General features: G+C 71.0%; 17 protein-coding genes and 1 tRNA gene. 9 read left to right on the top strand and 9 right to left on the bottom strand.

The features are described 5' to 3' along the window. Positions 1 to 55 precede the first annotated feature (55 nt). From rpoN to KO353_RS14220, 6 genes are all read right to left on the bottom strand, one after another. On the bottom strand, positions 56 to 1543 hold the full coding sequence (gene rpoN, locus KO353_RS14195; RefSeq protein WP_218285435.1) for an RNA polymerase factor sigma-54: 1488 nt from the start codon (positions 1541 to 1543) through the stop codon (positions 56 to 58). Positions 1544 to 1558: 15 nt separating this feature from the next. Further along, the gene (gene lptB / locus KO353_RS14200; protein ID WP_235692131.1) at positions 1559 to 2293 is read right to left on the bottom strand and encodes an LPS export ABC transporter ATP-binding protein; all 735 of its coding nucleotides are present in this window, start codon (positions 2291 to 2293) and stop codon (positions 1559 to 1561) included. 53 nt (positions 2294 to 2346) lie between these two features. Continuing rightward, positions 2347 to 3345, bottom strand: coding sequence for an LptA/OstA family protein (locus tag KO353_RS14205; RefSeq protein ID WP_218285437.1), 999 nt, complete (start codon positions 3343 to 3345; stop codon positions 2347 to 2349). Further along, the gene (lptC, locus tag KO353_RS14210; protein ID WP_218285438.1) at positions 3342 to 4061 is read right to left on the bottom strand and encodes an LPS export ABC transporter periplasmic protein LptC; all 720 of its coding nucleotides are present in this window, start codon (positions 4059 to 4061) and stop codon (positions 3342 to 3344) included. Before lptC ends, KO353_RS14205 begins: the two co-directional genes overlap by 4 nt. A gap of 2 nt (positions 4062 to 4063) precedes the next feature. Next, entirely contained in the window at positions 4064 to 5095 is a 1032-nt protein-coding gene (locus KO353_RS14215; RefSeq protein ID WP_218285439.1) for a KpsF/GutQ family sugar-phosphate isomerase, read from the bottom strand. Between the two features lie 148 nt (positions 5096 to 5243). Beyond that, the gene (locus KO353_RS14220) at positions 5244 to 5894 is read right to left on the bottom strand and encodes a ribonuclease D (RefSeq protein WP_218285440.1); all 651 of its coding nucleotides are present in this window, start codon (positions 5892 to 5894) and stop codon (positions 5244 to 5246) included. Positions 5895 to 6514: 620 nt separating this feature from the next. On the opposite strand from KO353_RS14220, the gene KO353_RS16550 reads away from it, so the two are divergent. Beyond that, positions 6515 to 7108 carry a discoidin domain-containing protein gene (locus KO353_RS16550; protein WP_235691893.1) on the top strand — a complete coding sequence of 198 codons (594 nt, stop codon included), beginning with the start codon at positions 6515 to 6517 and terminating at the stop codon, positions 7106 to 7108. Continuing rightward, positions 7108 to 7167: a hypothetical protein gene (locus tag KO353_RS17100; protein ID WP_407928226.1), complete on the top strand. Its 60-nt coding sequence runs from the start codon at positions 7108 to 7110 to the stop codon at positions 7165 to 7167. The genes KO353_RS16550 and KO353_RS17100 overlap by 1 nt, the downstream gene beginning before the upstream one ends. Before the next feature lie 361 nt (positions 7168 to 7528). Here KO353_RS17100 and KO353_RS14230 read toward each other — a convergent pair. Then, a tRNA-Leu gene (locus tag KO353_RS14230) sits at positions 7529 to 7615 on the bottom strand. A 131-nt stretch (positions 7616 to 7746) separates the two neighbouring features. Between KO353_RS14230 and KO353_RS14235 the strand changes: the two genes are divergently transcribed. The 4 genes from KO353_RS14235 to KO353_RS14250 all read left to right on the top strand — a co-directional run bounded on the left by KO353_RS14235 (position 7747) and on the right by KO353_RS14250 (position 15695). Beyond that, positions 7747 to 8700: a complex I NDUFA9 subunit family protein gene (locus KO353_RS14235; RefSeq protein ID WP_235691895.1), complete on the top strand. Its 954-nt coding sequence runs from the start codon at positions 7747 to 7749 to the stop codon at positions 8698 to 8700. A gap of 263 nt (positions 8701 to 8963) precedes the next feature. Further along, entirely contained in the window at positions 8964 to 10415 is a 1452-nt protein-coding gene (locus KO353_RS14240) for an NAD(P)-dependent oxidoreductase (RefSeq protein ID WP_218285442.1), read from the top strand. A 14-nt stretch (positions 10416 to 10429) separates the two neighbouring features. Continuing rightward, positions 10430 to 14968: a glutamate synthase large subunit gene (gene gltB, locus KO353_RS14245; protein WP_218287412.1), complete on the top strand. Its 4539-nt coding sequence runs from the start codon at positions 10430 to 10432 to the stop codon at positions 14966 to 14968. A 55-nt stretch (positions 14969 to 15023) separates the two neighbouring features. After that, positions 15024 to 15695, top strand: coding sequence for a glutathione S-transferase family protein (locus KO353_RS14250; RefSeq protein WP_218285443.1), 672 nt, complete (start codon positions 15024 to 15026; stop codon positions 15693 to 15695). Positions 15696 to 15884: 189 nt separating this feature from the next. Here the strand turns inward: KO353_RS14250 and KO353_RS14255 are convergent, their stop codons facing one another. Then, positions 15885 to 16874, bottom strand: coding sequence for a tetratricopeptide repeat protein (locus KO353_RS14255; RefSeq protein WP_218285444.1), 990 nt, complete (start codon positions 16872 to 16874; stop codon positions 15885 to 15887). Between the two features lie 66 nt (positions 16875 to 16940). On the opposite strand from KO353_RS14255, the gene KO353_RS14260 reads away from it, so the two are divergent. Beyond that, positions 16941 to 17816: an NAD-dependent epimerase/dehydratase family protein gene (locus tag KO353_RS14260; protein WP_218285445.1), complete on the top strand. Its 876-nt coding sequence runs from the start codon at positions 16941 to 16943 to the stop codon at positions 17814 to 17816. Here KO353_RS14260 and KO353_RS14265 read toward each other — a convergent pair. Further along, complete coding sequence (locus KO353_RS14265; protein ID WP_235691897.1) at positions 17799 to 18527, bottom strand: alpha/beta hydrolase; 729 nt, start codon at positions 18525 to 18527, stop codon at positions 17799 to 17801. The two genes, KO353_RS14260 and KO353_RS14265, sit on opposite strands and share 18 nt — an antisense overlap. Before the next feature lie 61 nt (positions 18528 to 18588). Here KO353_RS14265 and KO353_RS14270 point away from each other — a divergent pair, with 61 nt between their 5' ends. Beyond that, the gene (locus KO353_RS14270; protein ID WP_218285447.1) at positions 18589 to 19737 is read left to right on the top strand and encodes a glycosyltransferase family 4 protein; all 1149 of its coding nucleotides are present in this window, start codon (positions 18589 to 18591) and stop codon (positions 19735 to 19737) included. After that, on the top strand, positions 19734 to 20663 hold the full coding sequence (locus tag KO353_RS14275; RefSeq protein WP_218285448.1) for a glycosyltransferase family 9 protein: 930 nt from the start codon (positions 19734 to 19736) through the stop codon (positions 20661 to 20663). Before KO353_RS14270 ends, KO353_RS14275 begins: the two co-directional genes overlap by 4 nt. Positions 20664 to 20732 lie beyond the last annotated feature (69 nt).

Genomic DNA, 20732 nt, shown 5'->3' on the forward strand with positions numbered 1-20732 from the left:
GCGGCAGCGTTCGCTTCGAGCCGGCTTTGCCGCGGCGCTGGCGCCGGCCCGCGCCTCAGACCAGGAGCGCCTTCTCCCGCCGTCGTTGCACGGAGGAGGGGATGCGCATTCCCTCGCGGTATTTGGCCACCGTGCGGCGGGCGATGTCCACACCCTCCCGCCTGAGCAGGAGAACGATCTGATCGTCCGACAGGACATTGTCGGGGTCCTCGGCAGCGATCAGGTCGCGGATGCGGTGGCGCACCGCCTCCGCCGAGTGGCTCTCGCCGCCCGTGCCGGCGATCGCGGTGGTGAAGAAGAACTTGAGCTCGAGCGTGCCGCGCGGGGTCGCGATGTACTTGTTAGCCGTCACGCGGCTGACGGTGCTCTCGTGCATCTGAACCGCGTTCGCGATGTCGCGCAGGATCAGCGGGCGGAGGTGGCTCACGCCGTGGCGGAAGAACGCGTCCTGCTGGCGCACGATCTCCGCCGCGACCTTCAGGATCGTGGCGGCACGCTGCTGCAGGCTCCTCACGAGCCAGGTGGCGTTCGCCCAGTGCTCGGCGATGAAGCTCCTTTCCTCCTTCGTCCGCGCACTGGCGGCGATCCGCGCATGGAACGTTGCGTTGGCGAGAACGCGCGGCAGCGTCTCCGGGTTGAGCTCGACGGTCCAGCCGCCGTCGGGGGCGCGCCGCATCAGCACATCCGGCACCACCACCGTCGCCGCCTCCGCCTCGAAGGCGGCACCCGGCTTGGGGTCGAGGCGGCGGAGTTCGGCGATCATCTCCGCGAGGTCATCGGCATCGACGCCGCACACCTCCCTCAGCCGCCGCAGGTCGCGCCGCGCGAGCAGATCGAGATTGTCGAGCAGGGCTGCCATCGCCGGGTCGAGCCGGTTCTTCTCCTCGAGCTGAACGGCGAGGCACTCGCGGAGGTCGCGTGCGAACACGCCGGGCGGGTCGAACCGCATCATCCGTTGCCGTACCGCCTCCACCCGCTCGAGAGGGCAGCCGAGATTGGCGGCGAGCGCCTCGAGGTCGCCCGCGAGCCGCCCGGTCGGTTCGAGCATCGCGATCAGGCAGGAGCCGATCAGCCGGTCGGTCGCGTCGCCCGGCGAGAGGCGGAGCTGTTCGGCCATGTGCGCGCGCAAGGACCGGCGCTCCACCGCGTGGTCCTCGATGCCGCGATCATCGGCCTCGAAATCGCTCCGCCCGCCCGCGCCGATCCGGGCGCCGTCGAGCGGCGTCGTCTCCGCGCCGTCGGCGCTGCCGCCCGGGTCGTAGACATTGCTGAAATCGGCATCGAGCGGCGCCTCGCCGGGGGCGGCGAGGGTGTCGCCGGCATCGTCGAGAGCGGGCGCGGGCGCTTCCGCCTCGCGTTCGACGGGTGCGGGCTCGGGCCCGCCCTCGTCGCGCTCAAGCAGCGGGTTGCGCTCGAGCTCGGCCTCGAGGAAGGCTGCCACCTCAAGGTTGGAGAACTGCAGCAGCTTGATGGCCTGCCGCAGCTGCGGCGTCATCACCAGCGCCTGGCCGAGGCGGAGATCGAGGCGTGGACCGATCGCCATGCTGCGCCCCGAGGCCTAGAGGCTGAAACGGTCGCCGAGATAGACGCGCCGCACGCCCTCGTGCGCGACGATGTCGCGGGGGCTGCCCTCCATCAGCACCTGGCCGTCGTGGAGGATGTAGGCGCGATCGATGATCTCGAGCGTCTCGCGCACGTTGTGGTCGGTGATCAGGACGCCGATGCCGCGGTCCTTCAGGTGCGCGACGAGGTCGCGGATCTCGCCGACCGCGATCGGGTCGATCCCGGCGAGCGGCTCGTCGAGCAGGATGAAGCTCGGCTGTGTGGCAAGCGCGCGGGCGATCTCGACGCGGCGTCGCTCCCCGCCCGACAGCGCGAGCGCCGGCGTGCGGCGGAGATGGCTGATCGAGAACTCGGCGAGCAGGGCGTCGAGAGCGCACTCGCGCGCATCCCGATCCGGCTCGGCCACCTCGAGGGTGGCGCGGATGTTCTGCTCGACGGTCAGCCCGCGGAAGATCGACGCCTCCTGCGGCAGGTAGCCGAGGCCGAGCCGGGCGCGGCGATACATCGGCAGGGTCGTGATGTCGGCGCCATCCAGCGTGATCGTTCCGGTGTCGGGCGCAACCAGCCCGACGATCAGGTAGAAGCAGGTGGTCTTGCCCGCACCGTTCGGGCCGAGCAGCCCGACCGCCTCGCCACGCTGCACCGAAAGCGAAACGTTCCGCACCACGGGTCGCTTTCGGTAGCGCTTGCCGAGGCCGCGGGCGACCAGCCCGCCCCCGCCCGAGAGCACCTCGAGCGGCGGGCGGGAGGGCGCCGCTGCGGCGCGCGCGCTGTCGCCCCCGCTCACGGTACGAGGCTCCGTGCCGGGCGTGGTGCGGGGTCGGGCGCCGGCGCGAGCGCCGGTTGCTCGGGCCGGTTGCGCTCCTCCGGAACGAGCAGGCCGGCCACGCGTCCGCCGGGGGCGGGGATGAGGCGCGACACGCCGGTTCGGAGGTTCACCTCCGCCACCGCCCCGGAGAGATGGTTCCGCCCCCGTGTGATCCCGACATTGCCGGCAACCTGGGCGATGCCCGTCTCTGGCGTGTAGATGCCGCGATCGCCGCGCACGCTCTCCGTGGGGGTTCGGATCAGGACATTGCCGAAGGCCTCGACACGGTCGAGCCGCCCGGTGCCAGGGGCGAGCAGGATGGAGGGGGCGGCGTCGCGCGCCGCGCCCTGTTCCCGCAACGCTGGGGTTGCCGACGCCTGCCGGCCTCTCCCCTCCGCAGCGTCGCGGAAGAAGGCGACGAGGGTGTCGGCGTCGAGCTGTCGGTCGGCCGAGGTGACGGTGGCGGCACCGCGCGCCACCGCCATGCGGCGATCGACCCAGTATTCGACGGCATCGCGCGCGGTCACGACGTCGCGCCCGTTGGTGAGGCGGAGCGCGCGCCCCGTGAGCACCAGAACCCGCCGGTCGAGATCATAGACAGCGCGATCGGCCTCGGCCCGGTTTTCGCCCGAGACGATCCGCACCCGCCCATCCGCCTCGAGCCGCCAGATCTCGGCGCTACCCGAGCCGAAGGCCGCCTCGGCCGAGCCGCCGCCCTGGCGTTCCGGCGCCGCGCCCTCCGCGCCGCTCCGGGGTCGGTAGCGGGCGATCAGCCGATCGGCGAACACGGTCGTGCCGGCGCGGATCGCCCGAGCGTTTCCGGAGGCGATCACCACCTGTTCGGTGCGCCGCCACTCGATCGCCCCATCGGCGAGAACCTCGATCGGCCCCTCGCCGGAGAGCGCGAGCTCCTGCGCCGTTGCCTGCTGGCCGGCGAGCAGGAGCGCGGCGGCGAGAGCGCGCCAGTGCCTCATCGGTCGGCGGGCTCTGCCGCAGGCCGCGCGGAAGGCGTGAGCACGAGCCGTGCCGGGCCACCGAACACGATCACGTCTCCGCGGTCGATGATCTCGAAGCCGAGCGACTCGAGGGTGCCTGCAGGTCCCTGAGCGGAGACGGGACGGTCGCCACGCGCCGTGCCGGAGCCGAGGTCGATCTCGGCCGCGTCCGTTCTCACCTCGAAGCCGCTGTCGTGGAACAGCGCCACGTCGCCCGTGAGGGTGAGCAGGCGGCTCGCCCGACGGAAACTGCCAGAGGCCGACTCGAGCAGCACCCAGGCCCCGTGATCGAGCATGATGTCGCCGCGCGGCTTCGCGAGGTGGATCACGTCGCTGCCCGGCGGCTGAACCGCACTCTCGGCCGAGAGGGTGTAGGGGCGTCCGCGCTCGTCGGTTCCCCGGAAGCGGGGCTCGAGAACGCTCGCGGCGCCAGCGGGAACATCGAGCAGCGGCTTGCGGTAGGCGACGCGCACGCCCTCCTCGAAGCCGGCGATCTGCGGCCAGAGGGCGACCAGGGCGAGGGCGGCGAAGGCGGCGAGTGGCAGCAGCCGCTTCGCGAGCTGAACCGCGCGCCGGCGGCGGGCGAGACGGGCCGGGTCGGGCGTCTCGCGCGTTGGGCGGGCAAGGCCGAGGCGCGCGCGCCCCTCGCGCTGGCCCGCGGCCAGAGGCAGGCGTATCGGCTGCGTCTCCGCCATGCTCAGGCCACCCCGGCGCGAAGCAGGTCGTGCACGTGGATGATGCCGACGGGGCGCCCCGCCTCGGTCACGAACAGAGCCGTGATCCGGCGCTGGTTCATCTCCCGCAGCGCCTCAGCCGCCAGAGCCTCGGCGCCGATGGTGCGGGGAGAGGCGGTCATGACCTCGGCGGCGGTCCGCGACAAAAGGTCGGGCGACATGGCGCGTCGGAGGTCCCCGTCGGTGATGATGCCGACCAGCAGGCCCGCGCCATCGACGAGGCCGAGGCAGCCGAAGCGCCCGGCGGTCATGGCGATGATCGCGCGATCCATCGGTGTCCCGGCCGGGGCGAGCGGCACCTCGGCGCCGGTGTGCATCAGGTCGCGCACGCGCAGGAGCTTCCGGCCGAGCCGGCCGCCCGGGTGGAACAGTCGGAAATCGGCCGCCGTGAAGCCCTTCCGCGCGAGCAGAGCGACCGCGAGCGCATCGCCGAGAGCGAGCATCTGCGTCGTCGAGGTGGTCGGCGCGAGGCCCATCGGGCAGGCCTCAGGGGCTTCGGCGAGCAGGAGTGCCACATCCGCCTCGCGGGCGAGCGTGCTCTCCGCCCGACCGGTGATGGCGACGAGCGGGATCGCGAAGCGCCGCGTGTAGTCGACGAGGTCGGCAAGCTCCGGCGTCTCGCCGCTGTTGGAGAGCGCGAGCACGGCATCGGACGCGGTGATCATGCCGAGATCGCCGTGGCTCGCCTCGGCCGGATGGACGAACAGGGCGGGCGTGCCGGTGGAGGCGAAGGTGGCGGCGATCTTGCGGGCGACGTGCCCCGACTTGCCCATGCCGGTGACCACCACGCGCCCCGAGGCGCTGCCGATCAAGTCGAGAGCGGTCACGAAGCGACCGTCGAGCCGCTCGGCGAGAGCAGCAAGCGCCGCGGCCTCGGTCGCAAGCACGGCGCGCGCCGCAGCGAGATCGGCCGCGCCGGCGGGTGCGCCAGCGGCGGTCTCGGTCTTTATATCGCCAGCCTCTCCGGCGGCTCCGGCGGCGGGTGGGGGTGTCATGCGGTCTGCATCCGGTTCCGGACCACGCATGTAGGGCGTGGCCAGGAGCCGGGTCAACGGAACGTCGCGCTTGATACGCAAAAGATATGCCATGGCCCGCGAAGGTGTAGGCGCAGGCCTTGCGAAAGCGTCAACGCGCTCGCGGCGGTCAGTGGGCGAAGATGTCGGGGTCGTCGAAGCCGAGAAGGTCGAGCGCGGCCCGGGCCGGCAGGAAGGCAAAGCAGGCCTCGGCAAGCGCGGTGCGCCCCTCGCGTGCGAGTAGCCCCTCGAGCCGCGCCTTGAGCGCGTGCAGGTGAAGCACGTCCGCTGCGGCGTAGGCGAGTTGATCGGGGCTGAGGTCTGGAGCGCCCCAATCGCTCGACTGCTGCTGTTTCGAGACCTCGATGCCCAGCAGGTCCCTGCAGAGGTCCTTGAGCCCGTGGCGGTCGGTGAAGGTGCGGGTGAGCTTCGAGGCGATCTTCGTGCACCAGACGGGCCGCGTCTCGACGCCGAGGACGTGGCGCAACACGGCGATGTCAAACCTCGCGAAATGGAACAGCTTGAGAGTGGCCGGATCTGCCAGCAGGGCCTTGAGGTTTGGGCAGTCCTGACCCCGCCCGCCGAGCGAGGGCGGGGCGATCTGGACGAGGTGGGCGATGCCATCGCCAGAGGAAAGCTGGACAAGGCAGAGCCTGTCGCGACGCGGATCGAGTCCCATCGTCTCGGTGTCGACCGCGACGACCGGCCCGAGCGACAGCCCATCGGGCAGATCGTTGCGGTGGAGATGAATGGTGGCGCCGTGGGCGAAGAGGGTGGTCATCGCGGACTGGCTTGTAGCCGGGACGTCGGCCCCCGCCAACGCCCCTCGCTCCGGTACGTGCGATCCTGCCTCGGGCCGCTCGGGGCGGGGGCGGAAGCGAGCGTCGGCACGGGCATACGGCAGCGGCGAAGGGGAGCCGGGCGGCGTCGCCCCTCACCCACGAGGGCGGCTCCATCGGAGCAGAGGCGAGGACCGGACGACGCGTTCCAGCAGGTTTGCGGTTGGCGCAGGGGGGAGGTGCAAGACTCGCGGATGTACCGTCCGCCCCGGCTCTGAGAACGCGACCCTCACCATGCCATCGTATTTCGATCCATCTTCGCGGATACCAGCGCGGACGTGGCTGCACCTCATCCGTGCCGTCCTGCAAATGTCGCGTGCTTGACGAGGAGGCCTCGATTCGCCAACGAGATGGTGCGCGCGATGGCAGCCGTTTCGTGACGTGTCGGGTGTCGTCTCGCCTACAGTAACGTTCGGTTTTGGCAAGGATGCGGAGGATGACTGACGGAATGTGGAGAGGAAACGGCCAGGGGAGCGGCGCTGCCGTTTGAACCGCGCCGCGGCCGCAGGTGGCGCGCCGTTTTGGTCGGTCATGGCTGCGCGCCTCGGGGGCGGCAGTAGCGATGGCTGTGTGTGCGGCTCAGCCCGGCGCGACGGCCTGGGCGGCGCCGATCATCTCGCCGTTCGCGGCCGACCTGCCGTCGTCCAGCTACAGCGCGAGCGCCCAGATCGTTCACCCAACTCTCGGGCCAACTTCGGCCCAGAACGCGTTCAACGGCGGCTACTCGAACGCCGGCGGCCAGGGGCCGCATTGGATCCAGGCCGACATGGGCACGACGCAAACCCTCTCCCGCGTGAAGGTCCAGTGCGCCGGCTCGGCGCCGACCCCGATCAGCGGGCCGAGCGTCTACATCCGGGTCTATCTGTCGAACTCGCCGATCGGCAACGCCTGGACGAGCCTCACCCCCGTCGTCTCCGCTCCGACCCCGATCGTCCCCGGGCCGCTGCAGCTCGACTTCAGCCCCACCTCGGGGCGGTGTCTGCAGGTGGTGGTGAACGACGGGGGGTCTCCTGGGTCGCCCTGGGGAACGCTCAGGGACGGCAGAACTGGGTCGATCCGATCAGCGCCCAGGGAGGCGATCAGGGTGGCGGTCCGGGAGGCGGCCAGGGTGGTAATCCGGTCGTCTCGGTTCCGGAACCGGGGACCGGGGCGTTGATGCTTGCCGGTCTCGGTCTTCTCGGCCTCGCCCGCCGCCGTTCCGAGGGCGATCGCTAGGTTCCGCCCGGAGCGCGGGGACACGAGCGGCTCCTCGCGCGCCGGCGCCGGCCTTATGGAGCGGGGCCGAGGGTGGCGGCGGACGTCGGGAGCCGCCTCTCCTGGGGCGACCGGGTTTTGCCGGAAGAGCCACGAGCGCCTCCCGACGCTCGTGGCTCCGCTGCTCGAGAGGACGCGCCGCCACAGCCGGCGTGCGACCGTCGCCGCCAGAGCGCCTGTTACGAGTCCGTTCGCTCTCCGAGTAGGGTGTGCTGTCTCTGCCGCGCCACGGGGACAACGCGGCGCCGCCCCTCGGCATCCTCGTGGTCGTGGAAAGACACGTTGCCTGCCGAGCGCCGCACCCGCTGGCCGGCCGTGCTCGTGGTGCCCAGGAGAAGACTCGAACTTCCACGGCCTCGCGGCCACAGGTACCTGAAACCTGCGCGTCTACCAGTTCCGCCACCTGGGCACAGGCGGGCGAGGCAGGAGGAGTAGCGCCGGGCCTCGGGCGCGTCAACGCCGCCTGCGGTGGGGCGTTGGCCCTCGCTTGAGCCGCAGCGACGCACCGCCACATCCTCGACGTCGCAAGAGGAGAGGGGGATGGCCATGGCGACGGCGGCGGGCAGTGTCGCGACGGTGTTCGGGGGCTCGGGCTTCATCGGCCGCTACATCGTCAAGCGCCTCGCAGCGCACGGCCATACCGTCCGCATCGCAGGGCGTGACCCCGAGCGCGCGCTCTCGCTCAAGCCGATGGGTTTTCCGGGACAGATCGTTCCCGTGCGCGCCGCCGTGACCGATCCGCGCGCTGTCGCCGCCGCCGTCTCCGGGGCGGCGATCGTGGTCAACTGCGTCGGCATCCTGTTCGAGACGCGACGGTCCAGCTTCGCGGCGTTGCAGGGAGAGGCGCCCGGGATCATCGGCCGCGCCGCCGCCGAGGCGGGAGCGGGGCGGGTCGTCCACCTCTCGGCGATCGGCGCCGATGCCTCGAGCCCGTCGGTCTATGCCCGCACCAAGGCGCAAGGAGAGGCCGCGATCCGATCCGCCTTCCCGGCGGCGACGATCCTCCGGCCATCGATCGTGTTCGGCCCGGAGGACGGGTTCTTCAACCGCTTCGGCGCGCTCGCGCGCCTGTTGCCCGCCCTGCCCGTCTATGGCGGCGGCAGGACGCGCTTCCAGCCCGTCTATGTCGGCGATGTGGCGGATGCCGCGATCGCGGCCATCGAGCGGCCGGACGCCGCCGGGCGCACCTACGAGCTCGGCGGTCCGCGGATCTACACCTTCCGCGAGCTCATCGAGTACATCCTCGCCGAGACTGGCCGACGCCGCCTCGTGATCGACCTGCCGTTCTCGGTCGGCGAGCTTCAGGCGCGCCTTTTCGAACTCCTCCCCTCGCCGCCGCTGACCCGTGACCAGCTCCTGCTCCTGCGGCGCGACAATGTCGTGTCCGAGGGGGCGCTGACGCTTGCCGATCTCGGGATCACGCCGAAGGCGATCGAAGCGATCGTCCCGTCCTATCTCGCTCGCTTCCGTCCCTGGAGCCGTCGCGCCGCCTAGAACGGTCCGAACCGGACGTTTGGGGCCTGGTTTCTCCCCTTCTCGGCGGCGGATTAGCCTGTATCGCCGGCGAACATGGTCCGGACCAGCGGACAGAAAGGTCCGACTCGGACATGATTGTACGATTCCGTCTCGTCAGAGGCGTTGACCTACTGTAAAGCGTCGCCCTGCCCGCGGGGGGAAGAGATCCATGCCGGGCGCGAGAGACGGTCGGCCGCACGGCAGCGAGCCCCCGTCTCCTTGAGGGAACGGACCGGGGTCACATGGCCGAGCGGATGTTGAAGTTCGTCGCCACGCCGCAGCGCGCGCCCGAGAAGCGCTCGGCCGCCGAGCGGGCGCGTGACTGGGGCGAGATCTACCGCGAATTCTCCGCCGAGCGCGCCGCCGAGCAGGCGAGCCGCTGCTCGCAGTGCGGCGTGCCGTTCTGCCAGGTTCACTGCCCGCTCGGGAACAACATCCCCGATTGGCTCAAGCTCACCGCCGAGGGAAGGCTCGAGGAGGCCTATGAGGTCGCCTCCGCCACCAACACCTTTCCCGAGATCTGCGGCCGAATCTGCCCGCAGGACCGCCTCTGCGAAGGCAATTGCGTGATCGAGAAGGGGTTCGAGAGCGTCACCATCGGCGCCGTCGAGAAATACATCACCGACACCGCCTTCGAGCGCGGCTGGGTGCGCCCGCCCCTGCCGGTGCGCGAGCGGCCCGAGAGCGTGGGCATCATCGGCGCCGGCCCTGCCGGGCTCGCCGCCGCCGAGCGCCTGCGCCGGCAGGGCTATGCCGTCGATGTCTATGACCGGCATGACCGCCCGGGTGGTCTGATGATCTATGGCATCCCGAACTTCAAGCTCGAGAAGCCGGTGGTGCTGCGCCGCTGGGACCTGTTCCGCGCGGCGGGCATACGCTTCCATCTCGGCTGCGCGGTCGGGCGGGACGTGTCGCTCGCCGAACTCCGAAGCCGCCATCACGCCGTCCTGATCTGCACCGGTGTCTACAAGGCGCGGGAGCTCGGCGGCCCGGGCTCGGGGCTCGAGGGCATCGTGCCGGCGCTCGACTATCTCACCGCCTCGAACCGCAAGGGCCTCGGCGACCACGTTCGCGCCTTCGACGACGGCACGCTGAACGCGGCCGGGCGGCGTGTCGTCGTCATCGGCGGCGGCGACACGGCGATGGACTGTGTCCGCACCGCGATCCGCCAGGGAGCGCTCAGCGTCACATGCCTCTATCGTCGCGACCGGGCAAACATGCCGGGCTCGATGCGTGAGGTGAAGCACGCCGAGGAGGAGGGCGTGCGGTTCGAGTGGCTCGCCGCGCCGGAGGCCTTCCTGGGCGATGGTCGGGTCACGGCCGTGCGTGCGGTGCGGATGCATCTCGGCCTGCCCGACGCGACGGGGCGCCAGCAGGTCGAGCCAATCCCGGGCTCCTCGTTTACCCTCGAGGCCGATCTCGTCATCAAGGCGCTCGGCTTCGACCCGGAGGACATGGCGGCGATGTTCGGCGAGCCGGGGCTTGCGGTCACGCGCTGGGGCACGCTGAAGGTCGATCACCGCACGATGATGACCTCTCTGCCGGGCGTGTTCGCGGCCGGCGACATCGTGCGCGGCGCCTCGCTCGTCGTCTGGGCGATCCGCGACGGGCGCGACGCGGCGGCGGCGATGCACCGCTACATCCAGTCGAGGGCACAGGAGAGGGCAGCGGCGCTCGCCGTTGCGGCGGAGTGACGCGCATGGACGGGATGATCCACGAGACCGGGGCCGAGTTCGTCGCGGCGCATGCCGCGAATGCTGAGGTGCTGCGCGGAGCCGGCATCGATCTCACCGAGCATGACTCCTGCGGTGTCGGTGTCGTTGTCGCACTCGACGGCAAGCCCTCCCGGCGCGTGGTGCAGGCGGCGATCGACGCGCTCAAGAGCGTGTGGCACCGCGGCGCGGTGGACGCCGACGGCAAGACCGGCGACGGCGCCGGCATCCATGTCGAGATCCCGCGCGACTTCTTCGCCGAAGCGGTGACTCGCGGCGGCGACACGGTTCGCCCAGGGCGGATCATCGTCGGCCAGATCTTCCTGCCGAAGACCGATCTCGGCGCGCAGGAGCGCTGCCGCCAGATCGTCGAGACCGAGGTGCTCGCCTTCGGCTACGGAATCTATGGCTGGCGCCAAGTGCCGATCGACGTCACGGTGATCGGCGAGAAGGCGAACGCCACCCGGCCCGAGATCGAGCAGATCCTGCTCTACGACCAGGAGCTGCGCGACGAGGCGACGGTCGAGCGCGACCTCTATGTGATCCGCAGGCGTATCGAGAAGGCGGCGATCGCGGCTCAGGTGGCCGATCTCTACATCTGCTCGCTCTCCTGCCGCTCGATCATCTACAAGGGGATGTTCCTCGCCGAGGCGCTGACCCAGTTCTACCCAGACCTGCTCGACGAGCGCTTCGCCTCGCGGTTCGCGATCTACCACCAGCGCTACTCGACCAACACCTTCCCCACCTGGAGGCTCGCGCAGCCGTTCCGGATGATCGCCCACAACGGCGAGATCAACACGCTTACCGGAAACGTGAACTGGATGAAGAGCCACGAGACGCGGCTCGCCTCGCCGCTGCTCGACCCCTACATGGACGACATCAAGCCGGTGATCCAGTCGGGCGGCTCCGACACCGCCATCCTCGACAACGTGTTCGAGCTTCTCGTGCGTGCGGGCCGCGACGCGCCGATGGTCAAGGCGCTGATGATCCCCGAAAGCATCGGCAGCAATGCCACCATGCCCGAGGCGCACCGCGCCCTGTTCCTCTACTGCAACGCCGTGATGGAGCCGTGGGACGGTCCGGCCGCGATCTGCGGCACCGACGGCCGCTGGGTGATCGCGGGCATGGACCGCAACGGGCTCAGACCGATGCGCTACACGATCACGAGCGACGGGCTGCTCGTCGTCGGCTCCGAGACCGGTATGGTGAAGCTGCGCGAGGACGAGATCGTCGCCAAGGGCCGCGTCGGCCCGGGCCAGTGCATCGCCGTCGATCTCGACGCGCCCCGCTTCTATACCGACGGCGAGCTCAAGGACCTGCTCGCGAGCCGCGAGGACTTCAGCGCCTGGACCAAGCGGACGCTGCATCTCGACGCCCTGATCCGCACCGACAGCGCCGAGGTCTCGCGGCTCTCGGGCGAGGCGCTGCGGCGCCGCCAGCTCGCCGCGGGCTTCACCCTCGAGGAGCTCGAGATGATCCTCCACCCGATGGTGGAGGAGGCGAACGAGGCCGTCGGGTCGATGGGCGACGACACGCCGCTTGCGGTGCTCTCCGACAAGTATCGGCCGCTGTCGCACTATTTCCGCCAGGCCTTCAGCCAGGTGACGAATCCGCCGATCGACAGCTTGCGCGAGACGCGCGTCATGACGCTCAAAACGCGGCTCGGCAATCTCGGCAACGTGCTCGACCAGGAGCCGGGCCAGTGCGACCTGCTCCAGCTCGAGAGCCCGGTCCTGACCACCGCTGAGTTCGAGGCGATGCGGGCGCACATGGGCGCCTCCGCCGTCGAGATCGACTGCACCTTTCCCGCGGCCGAGGGCGAGGCGGGGCTGCGGCGCGCGATCGACCGGATCCGGCGCGAGGCCGAGGAGGGCGTGCGCGCCGGGGCGGCCCATGTGATCCTCTCCGACGAGCGTATCTCGGCGGAGCGCTGCGCCATCCCGATGATCCTCGCCACGGGTGGCGTGCACACGCATCTCGTCAAGCAGTCACTCCGCACCTTCACCTCGCTCAACGTGCGCTGCGCCGAGGCGCTCGACGTTCATTACGTCGCCGTTCTCATCGGTGTGGGCGCGACCACGGTCAATCCCTGGCTCGCCCAGGAATGCATCGCCGACCGTCAGCGTCGCGGCCTGTTCGGCGACATGACCCTGACGACGGCCGTGCAGCGCTACCGCAAGGCGCTGGACAAGGGCCTGCTCAAGATCATGTCGAAGATGGGCATCAGCGTTCTCTCGTCCTATCGCGGCGGGCTCAACTTCGAGGCGATCGGCCTGTCGCGCTCGCTGGTGGCCGAGTTCTTCCCCGGCATGCAGAGCCGAATCTCCGGAATCGGCCTGTCGGGCATCGCGCGCAAGGTGCTCGCGCTGCACGCGCGCGCCTGGGACCCGGACGTCGTGACGCTGCCCGTCGGCGGCCTCTACAAGCTCCGACGCGAGGGCGAGGTGCATGCCTTCGCCGGGCCCTTGATCCACCTCCTGCAGACCGCGGTGGCGACCGACAGCTACCAGACCTACAAGAAGTATTCCGAGGCGGTGCGGAAGCTTCCGCCGATCGCGCTGCGCGACCTGCTCGACTTCAAGACCGAGGGGCGCAAGCCCGTGCCGGTCGAGGAGGTCGAGAGTGTCACCGAGATCCGCAAGCGCCTCGTCTCGCCGGGGATCAGTTTCGGTGCCCTTTCGCCCGAGGCGCACGAGACGCTCTCGATCGCGATGAACCGGATCGGCGCGAAATCCGACAGCGGCGAGGGTGGCGAGGACCCCGCTCGGGCGCGGCCTCGCCCGAACGGCGACAACGCCAACTCAGCGATCAAGCAGGTCGCCTCCGGCCGGTTCGGCGTCACCGCCGAGTACCTAAACAACTGCCGCGAGATCGAGATCAAGATGGCGCAGGGCGCGAAGCCCGGCGAGGGCGGCCAGCTGCCCGGGTTCAAGGTGTCCGAGATCATCGCGAAGCTCAGGCACTCCACACCCGGAATCGCGCTCATCTCCCCCCCACCCCACCATGACATCTACTCGATCGAGGACCTCGCGCAGCTGATCTACGACCTCAAGCAGATCAACCCCGATGCGACGGTGTGCGTGAAGCTCGTTGCGCGTTCCGGCATCGGCACGATCGCCGCCGGCGTGGCCAAGGCCAAGGCAGACGTGATCCTGATCTCCGGTCATGCCGGCGGTACCGGCGCGTCGCCGCAGACCTCGATCAAGTATGCCGGCCTGCCGTGGGAGATGGGCCTCTCGGAGGCGCACCAGGTGCTGATGCTGAACCGGCTGAGACACCGCGTTCGGCTTCGCACCGACGGCGGCATCAAGACCGGGCGCGACGTGGTGATGGCCGCGATGCTGGGCGCGGAGGAGTTCGGCATCGGCACGGCGAGCCTCGTCGCCATGGGCTGCATCATGGTGCGGCAGTGCCACTCCAACACCTGCCCGGTCGGCGTCTGCACCCAGGACGAGGCGCTGCGGGCGAAGTTCGACGGCACGCCCGAGAAGGTGATCAACCTCTTCAGCTTCATCGCCGAGGAGGTGCGCGAGATCCTGGCAAGCCTCGGCTTCCGCAGGCTCGAGGACGTGATCGGGCGGACTGACCTGTTGCAGCAAATCAGCCGCGGCGGCGAGCATCTCGACGACCTCGACCTCAACCCGATCCTCGCCCAGGCCGACCCGGGCCCCTATGCGCGGTTCTGCACGCTCGAGGGGCGGAACGAGGTTCCCGAGACGCTCGATGCGCAGATGATCGCCGACGCCGCTCCGCTCTTCCGCGACGGCGAGAAGATGCAGCTGCAGTACAATATTCGGTCCACCTACCGCACGATCGGCACCAAGCTCTCCTCGCGGATCGTTCGCCAGTTCGGCATGAAGGGGCTCGCGCCCGGGCATGTGACGGTTCGCCTGCGCGGCTCTGCCGGGCAGAGCCTCGGCGCCTTTGCCGTGCAGGGGCTGAAGCTCGAAGTGTTCGGCGATGCCAACGACTATGTCGGTAAGGGGCTCTCGGGGGGCACGATCGTGGTGCGCCAGGCGCCGTCCTCGACGCTCCGGTCGAACGAGAACACGATCATCGGCAATACCGTGCTCTATGGCGCGACCTCTGGCTATCTCTTCGCTGCCGGCCAGGCGGGCGAGCGCTTCGCGGTGCGCAACTCCGGCGCGATCGCCGTGGTCGAGGGCTGCGGCTCGAACGGCTGCGAGTACATGACGGGCGGGATCGCGGTGATCCTCGGCCCCGTCGGCGACAACTTCGCCGCCGGAATGACGGGCGGCCAAGCCTTCGTCTATGACCGGGAGGGGCTGCTGCCGGTGCGGATCAACCCCGAGCACGTTCTATGGCAGCGTCTTGCCCACCCGCACTGGGAGAACGTGCTGCGCGATCTCGTGATGCGCCATGTCGCGGAGACGAACAGCCGTTTCGCCGCGATGCTTCTCAACGACTGGTCGCGCGAGCGGGTGCATTTCTGGCAGGTCGTGCCGAGGGATTTCGTCCGCTACCTTCCTGTGCCGCTCGCGGCCGGCGAGGCGAAGGCTCTGGCGGGGGACTGACGCCGCGGGCGAGGGTGGCAGGCGCGCCGCGCTCGTGCCATAAGCACGCCCGCGCATGCGCCTGCTCTTCCACCTCCCGCTCTCGCCCTATTCGCGAAAGGTCCGGCTCGCGCTGGCTGAGAAGGGCCTGCCCTTCGAGCTGAAGCTCGAGAAGGTGTGGGAACGTCGGCCCGAGTTTCTCGCCCTGAACCCGGCCGCGCAGGTTCCCGTGCTCCTCGAGGAGAACGGGCTTGCCATCCCCGACAGCTACGCGATCTGCGAGTATCTCGAGGAGGCCTACCCGGACACGCCGACCTTGATCGGCCGCACGCTTGCCGAACGCGCGGAGTGCCGTCGTCTGGTCGCGTGGTTCGACGGCAAGTTCGCCCGCGAAGTGGACGACAACCTTCTGTTCGAGAAGGTGATGCGCCCGCTGCTCGGGCGCGGCGAGCCGGAGGCGGCGGCGATCCGTGCCGGGTTCGCCAATCTCCGCCACCATCTCGTCTATCTCGGCTGGCTTGCCGAACAGCGCCGGTGGCTTGCGGGCGATGTGCTCACGCTTGCCGATCTTGCCGCCGCCGCGCACCTCTCCGCGCTCGACTTCCTCGGCGACGTCGACTGGTCGGTGAGCCCCGCTGCCAAGGCGTGGTATGCGCGGGTGAAGTCACGCCCCTCCTTCCGCGCACTTCTGAACGATCGTGTCGGCGGGCTGACGCCGCCGCCCCACTACGCCGATCTCGACTTCTGATCGCGGCGCGTTGACCCTGAAGCCCGCCCCTTTCGGCTTGCCCGGCCGTGGTGGACCCTTCCGCGTTCTGGGAGTGCCAGTCCGCCTCCTGCGGCTTGGTGGCGTGTGTCTTTGCCGACGCACCCGTCGGGTCGTCTTTGCTCCCTGCGATCGGCCTGTGTCTTGCCCTCCGCGCGGTCGAGCAGGCCGTCATCGGCGCGGCGCCTCCCCGGGTGCCGGCGGAGCTGGCGCTGTTGGCGCCGCTCCCGCCGGCGATCCCGGGCCCTCCGAAGGCTGAGACGCGGCGCGCGGCGCCTCCGCGGGCGAGCCGAGGCGCGAGATGTTCTCGGCCGCGAGCGCCGCCGTGGTCGTCTCCGGCGCGATCCTGATCGCCTGCTCCCAGTCCTGCCGCGCGCCGCGCGCGTCCCCGCCGGCACGGCGGAGATTGCCGCTCTCGAGCCAGGCTTCCTGGTTCACCGGGTTCCGGGCGAGCGCACGCGCGATGTCGTCGCGCGCAAGCGCCGGCTGGCCGAGCTGGCGCCAGGCCGTGGCGCGCAGGACATAGGGCTCGGCGAGGAAGGGGCGGAGGTCGATCACCCGCGTCAGATCGTCGATCGCCTCCTGGAACCGGCCGGCTGAGGCGGCGATCACCGCCCGGTCGGTCAGCAGCTCGGGGTCGTCAGGGCGAAGGGCGAGCGCGAGCGTCACCGCAGCGTAGGCGCGGGTGAGGTCCCCCACCTCGAGCCAGATCTGCGCGGCCTGCGCGAACAGGGCGGCGCGCACGTCGGCAGGCGCCAGGGCATCCCGCCCGAGCTCCTCGAGCAGGCCGGCGGCGCCGCTGCCGTCGCCCGAGCGCAACCGTGCCATCGCCTCGCAGTGCCTCGCCGCATCGCCCCCGCCCGCGGCGCGCCAGGCGCGCGCCTCCCGCACGGCGCTTTCCGGGTTTGCGATCGCGAGCGCCATGCAGCGGTCATAGGCCTCGTCGCGCTCGGCAGAGGCGGAGGCAGGCGGAGCCGAAGGCACTGGAGGATCGGGAGCGATGAGCGGGGAGCCCGCCTCCGCCGGGCCGGTGGGGCTTGGTGCCATCTCGGCCACCTCCCCCGGCGCTGGCGTCGCGTCGTCCTCGGCGGTCAGCCAAAGCCCGAAGCCGGCCACGACGAGGGCCAGCAGCACGCCCAGCACGGTGGCGGACCTCGACACGCCTCCTCCTCCCATTGATCCTGCCCGTCAGTCTAGCCGACAAGGTTGGCCGGAAAGAGGGCAGGGATGACGCGGCACCTCCTCGTGTTCGGGCTCGGCTACACCGGCGCGGCGATCGCACGCGAGGCGGCTCTGCGCGGCCTTTCGGTCACGGTCGTGACGCGACACCCCTCGGCTGCCCCGCCCTCTCTCGAACAGGCCGGGATCGGCGTCGCGCCGTTCGCGTCGCCGCCGCTTGCCTCCGCCACCCATCTCGTCGCCACCGCTCCACCCGGAGAGGACGGCGACCCGGTTCTCGCGGCGCATGCGGCGGCCATCGTCGCCGCGCGCCCGGCATGGATCGGCTATCTCTCGACGACGGGGGTCTACGGCGATCGCGGCGGCGCCTGGGTGGACGAGGCGGCGGTCCCGGCTCCGTCGCAGCCGCGCAGCCTCCGGCGCCTCGCTGCCGAGGAGGCGTGGCGTCGTGTCGCGGCGTCGGCCGGCGCGCGGCTCGACCTCATCCGCCTCGCCGGCATCTACGGCCCAGGTCGGAGCGCGTTCGACGAGCTCCGCGCCGGAACGGCACGGCGCGTGGTCAAGCCCGGCCACGCCTTCTCGCGGATCCATGTCGCCGACATCGCCGCTCTCGTGCTTGCCGCGATCGAGCACCCGCCTCAGGACCACGTGCGGGTTTTGCACGGCGCCGATGACGAACCCGCGCCATCGGCCGAGGTGGTGGCCGAAGCGGCGCGTCTTGCGGGGCTCGCCCCGCCGCCCGAGCTGCCCTTCGAGGCGGCAAAAGGCTCGATGTCGCCGATGGCGCTCAGCTTCTGGAGCGAGAACCGGAAGGTGGCGAACGCCGCCACCAAGGCGGCGACCGGCTGGGCGCCGCGCTACCCGACCTATCGCGAGGGGCTCGCCGCCATTCTTGCGGCCGAACGCTCAGGCGCCGAGGCCTGAAATCGTCTCGGCGAGCAGGGCGAGGTCGGGCTCGCGCGAGAGCCGATGATCTCCGTCCTTGATCAGCGTCACCCGGACATCCTCGGAGGCGAGGCGTTCGGCGAGCCGGAGCGCCGTCCGCCACGGCACCTCGGCGTCGCGCTGCCCGTGCAGGAGCCGCACCGGAGCCGTGATCGGAATCGGGCCCGGCAGCCTCAGACGGGTGCGTCCCTCCTCGATCAGCGCGCGGCCGATCCGGTAGCCGGCGGGGTCGTACGGGTTCGGAAGTGTCACCACGCCGTCGCGCAGCAAGGCCTCTCGCTGCGCCTCCGTGAATGACTCCCACATCAGCTCTTCGGTGAAGTCGGGGGCGGCGGCAATCCCGACGAGTGCTGCCATCCGATCGGGGATCGCGAGCGCGACCTCGAGCATGATCCACCCCCCCATCGAGGAGCCGACGAGCACGAGCGGCCCTGCCGTTGCGGCCCCGATCACCGAGAGCGCGTCCGCGGTCCAGGCGCCGATCGTCCCGTCCTCGAAGCGCCCTGCCGAGGCGCCATGGCCCGTGTAGTCGAACCTCAGGAACGCCCGGGCCCTGCGGGCGCACCAGTCGCGCAGGAAGCTCGCCTTGGTGCCGGTCATGTCGCTCTTGAGCCCGCCCAGGAAGACGATGGCCGGCCCCGAGCCCGGCAAGGCCTCGTAGGCGATCGCCCCGTTGGGGCCCTGATGCATCAGCGGTGTCATCCGTCGCACGCTCCCACCCGTCGCGAGGCAGTGCTATAGCGCGCCGCCCATGCCCGCCCCAGGCCCCGCCGTTCTGCAGGTTCTTCCCGCGCTCGACACGGGCGGGGTGGAGCGGGGCACGGTCGAGGTTGCCGCCGCACTGGTCGCGGCCGGGTTCCGCGCCGTCGTCGCCTCCGCGGGCGGGCGCATGGTGCCGGACCTCGTGCGCAGCGGCGCGGTCCATGTCACGCTGCCGCTCGCGTCGAAGGACCCTCTCGTCATCTGGCGCAACGCGTCGCGGCTGGCCGCTCTCATACGCGCGCACGGCATCGCGATCGTGCACGCGAGGAGCCGCGGGCCGGCGTGGAGCGCGCGCCTCGCCGCACGGCGAACGGGCGCCGCGTTCGTCACCACCTATCATGGCACCTACACCGAGGGCCTGCCGTTCAAGCGCGCCTACAACGCGGTGATGGCCTCGGGCGACCGGGTGATCGCGATCAGCCGCTTCATCGCCGAGCATCTGATGCAACGCCACGGCACGGACGCCGTGCGCGTGCGCGTGATCCCGCGCGGTGTGGACCCTGTCCGCTTCGATCCCAGTGCCGTCGGCGGTGATCGGATGCGCCGCCTCGCCGAGGCGTGGCGCCTGCCCGATGGCGCGCCGGTTGTGCTGCTTCCGGGCCGGCTGACGCGCTGGAAGGGGCAGGCGGTGCTGATCGAGGCGCTTGCCCGCCTTGCGCGTCGTGACGCGGTCGCGGTACTCGCGGGCGACGACCAGGGTCGCGCTGGCTACCGCGAAGAGCTCGAGGCGCTCGCCCGGGCGCGTGGCGTGGCCGCGCGGCTGCGCCTGCCGGGCGAGGTCGGCGACATGCCGGCGGCCCTGATGCTCGCCGATGCCGTCGTCTCCGCCTCGATCGAGCCGGAGGCCTTCGGCCGCGTCGTGGTCGAGGGCCTCGCCATGGGCCGCCCGGTGGTGGCGACGGCGCATGGCGGTGCGGCCGAGACGGTTGCGCACGGTGTGACCGGCTGGCTCGTTCCGCCCGGCGATCCGGCGGCGCTCGCCGAGCGGCTCGATGCCGTGCTCGCGCTCTCGCCTGCGGAGCGGGCGGCGCTGGCCGAACGGGCGCGGTCAGCGGTGCTCTCCCGCTACACCACGGCGCGGATGTGCGACGCCACGCTTGACGTCTATCGCGAGCTCCTCAAGGAGCGCGGCGCGTGAGCCGGATCCTCGTCATCAAGCACGGCGCTCTCGGCGACCTCGTCCAGGCCTTCGGGCCCTTCGCCGCGATCCGCGCGCATCATCCGAGCGCGACGATCACGCTTCTGACCACCCCGCCTTTCGCCCCCTTGATGGCGAAGGCACCCTGGTTCGACCGCATCGAGGTGGACCATCGCCCGCCGTCGTGGAACCTGTTCGCCTGGCGCCGGCTCGGCCGACGCCTCGCCGCGGCAGGCTACCGGCGGGTCTACGACCTCCAGACCTCCGACCGCTCGGCCCGGATCTTCCTCGCGATGCGTCTCTACGGGGCGCGGCCCGAATGGAGCGGCATTGCCCCGGCGGCCTCGCACCCGCATGACAACCCGAACCGCACTGCCATGCACACGCTCGACCGTCAGCGCGAGCAGCTCGAGATGGCGGGGATCACCGACTTCCCGCCGCCCGAGCTCGGCTGGCTCGTGGGCGATGCCGGCCGGTTCGGCCTGCCGCGGCCGTTCGCTCTTCTCGTCCCTGGCGCGTCGCCGCACCGTCCGGGAAAGCGCTGGCCGGCGGACGGCTACGGCGCTTTGGCCGCTCACCTCGTTCGCGTCGGACTGACGCCGGTAATCCTCGGCACGGCCGCCGAGGCAGAGATCGCGGCGTCGATCCGCCGCCTCTGCCGGCACGCGATCGACCTCACCGGCAGGACCGGGCTCGACGACATCGCCGCTCTCGCTGCCGCCGCGACGCTTGCCGTCGGCAACGATACCGGCCCGATGCACCTGATCGCGGTGATGGGTACGCCCTCGCTCGTTCTGTTCTCCGCCGACAGCGACCCTGCCCTCTGCGCCCCGCGCGGGCCGCGCGACACCGTGCGCATCCTGCGGGTCCCTGACCTGCGCACGCTCGCCCCCGAAACCGTCATCGCCTCCCTGCCCGCGCCTTGACGCCGGGCGGCGCTGGGCCGCATAGGCTCCGCTTCCGCTCCTCCCCAGAGGACGTGCCGGAGGTCTCCC

It is taken from the genome of Elioraea tepida (assembly GCF_019203965.1).
GTDB lineage: Bacteria > Pseudomonadota > Alphaproteobacteria > Acetobacterales > Acetobacteraceae > Elioraea_A > Elioraea_A tepida.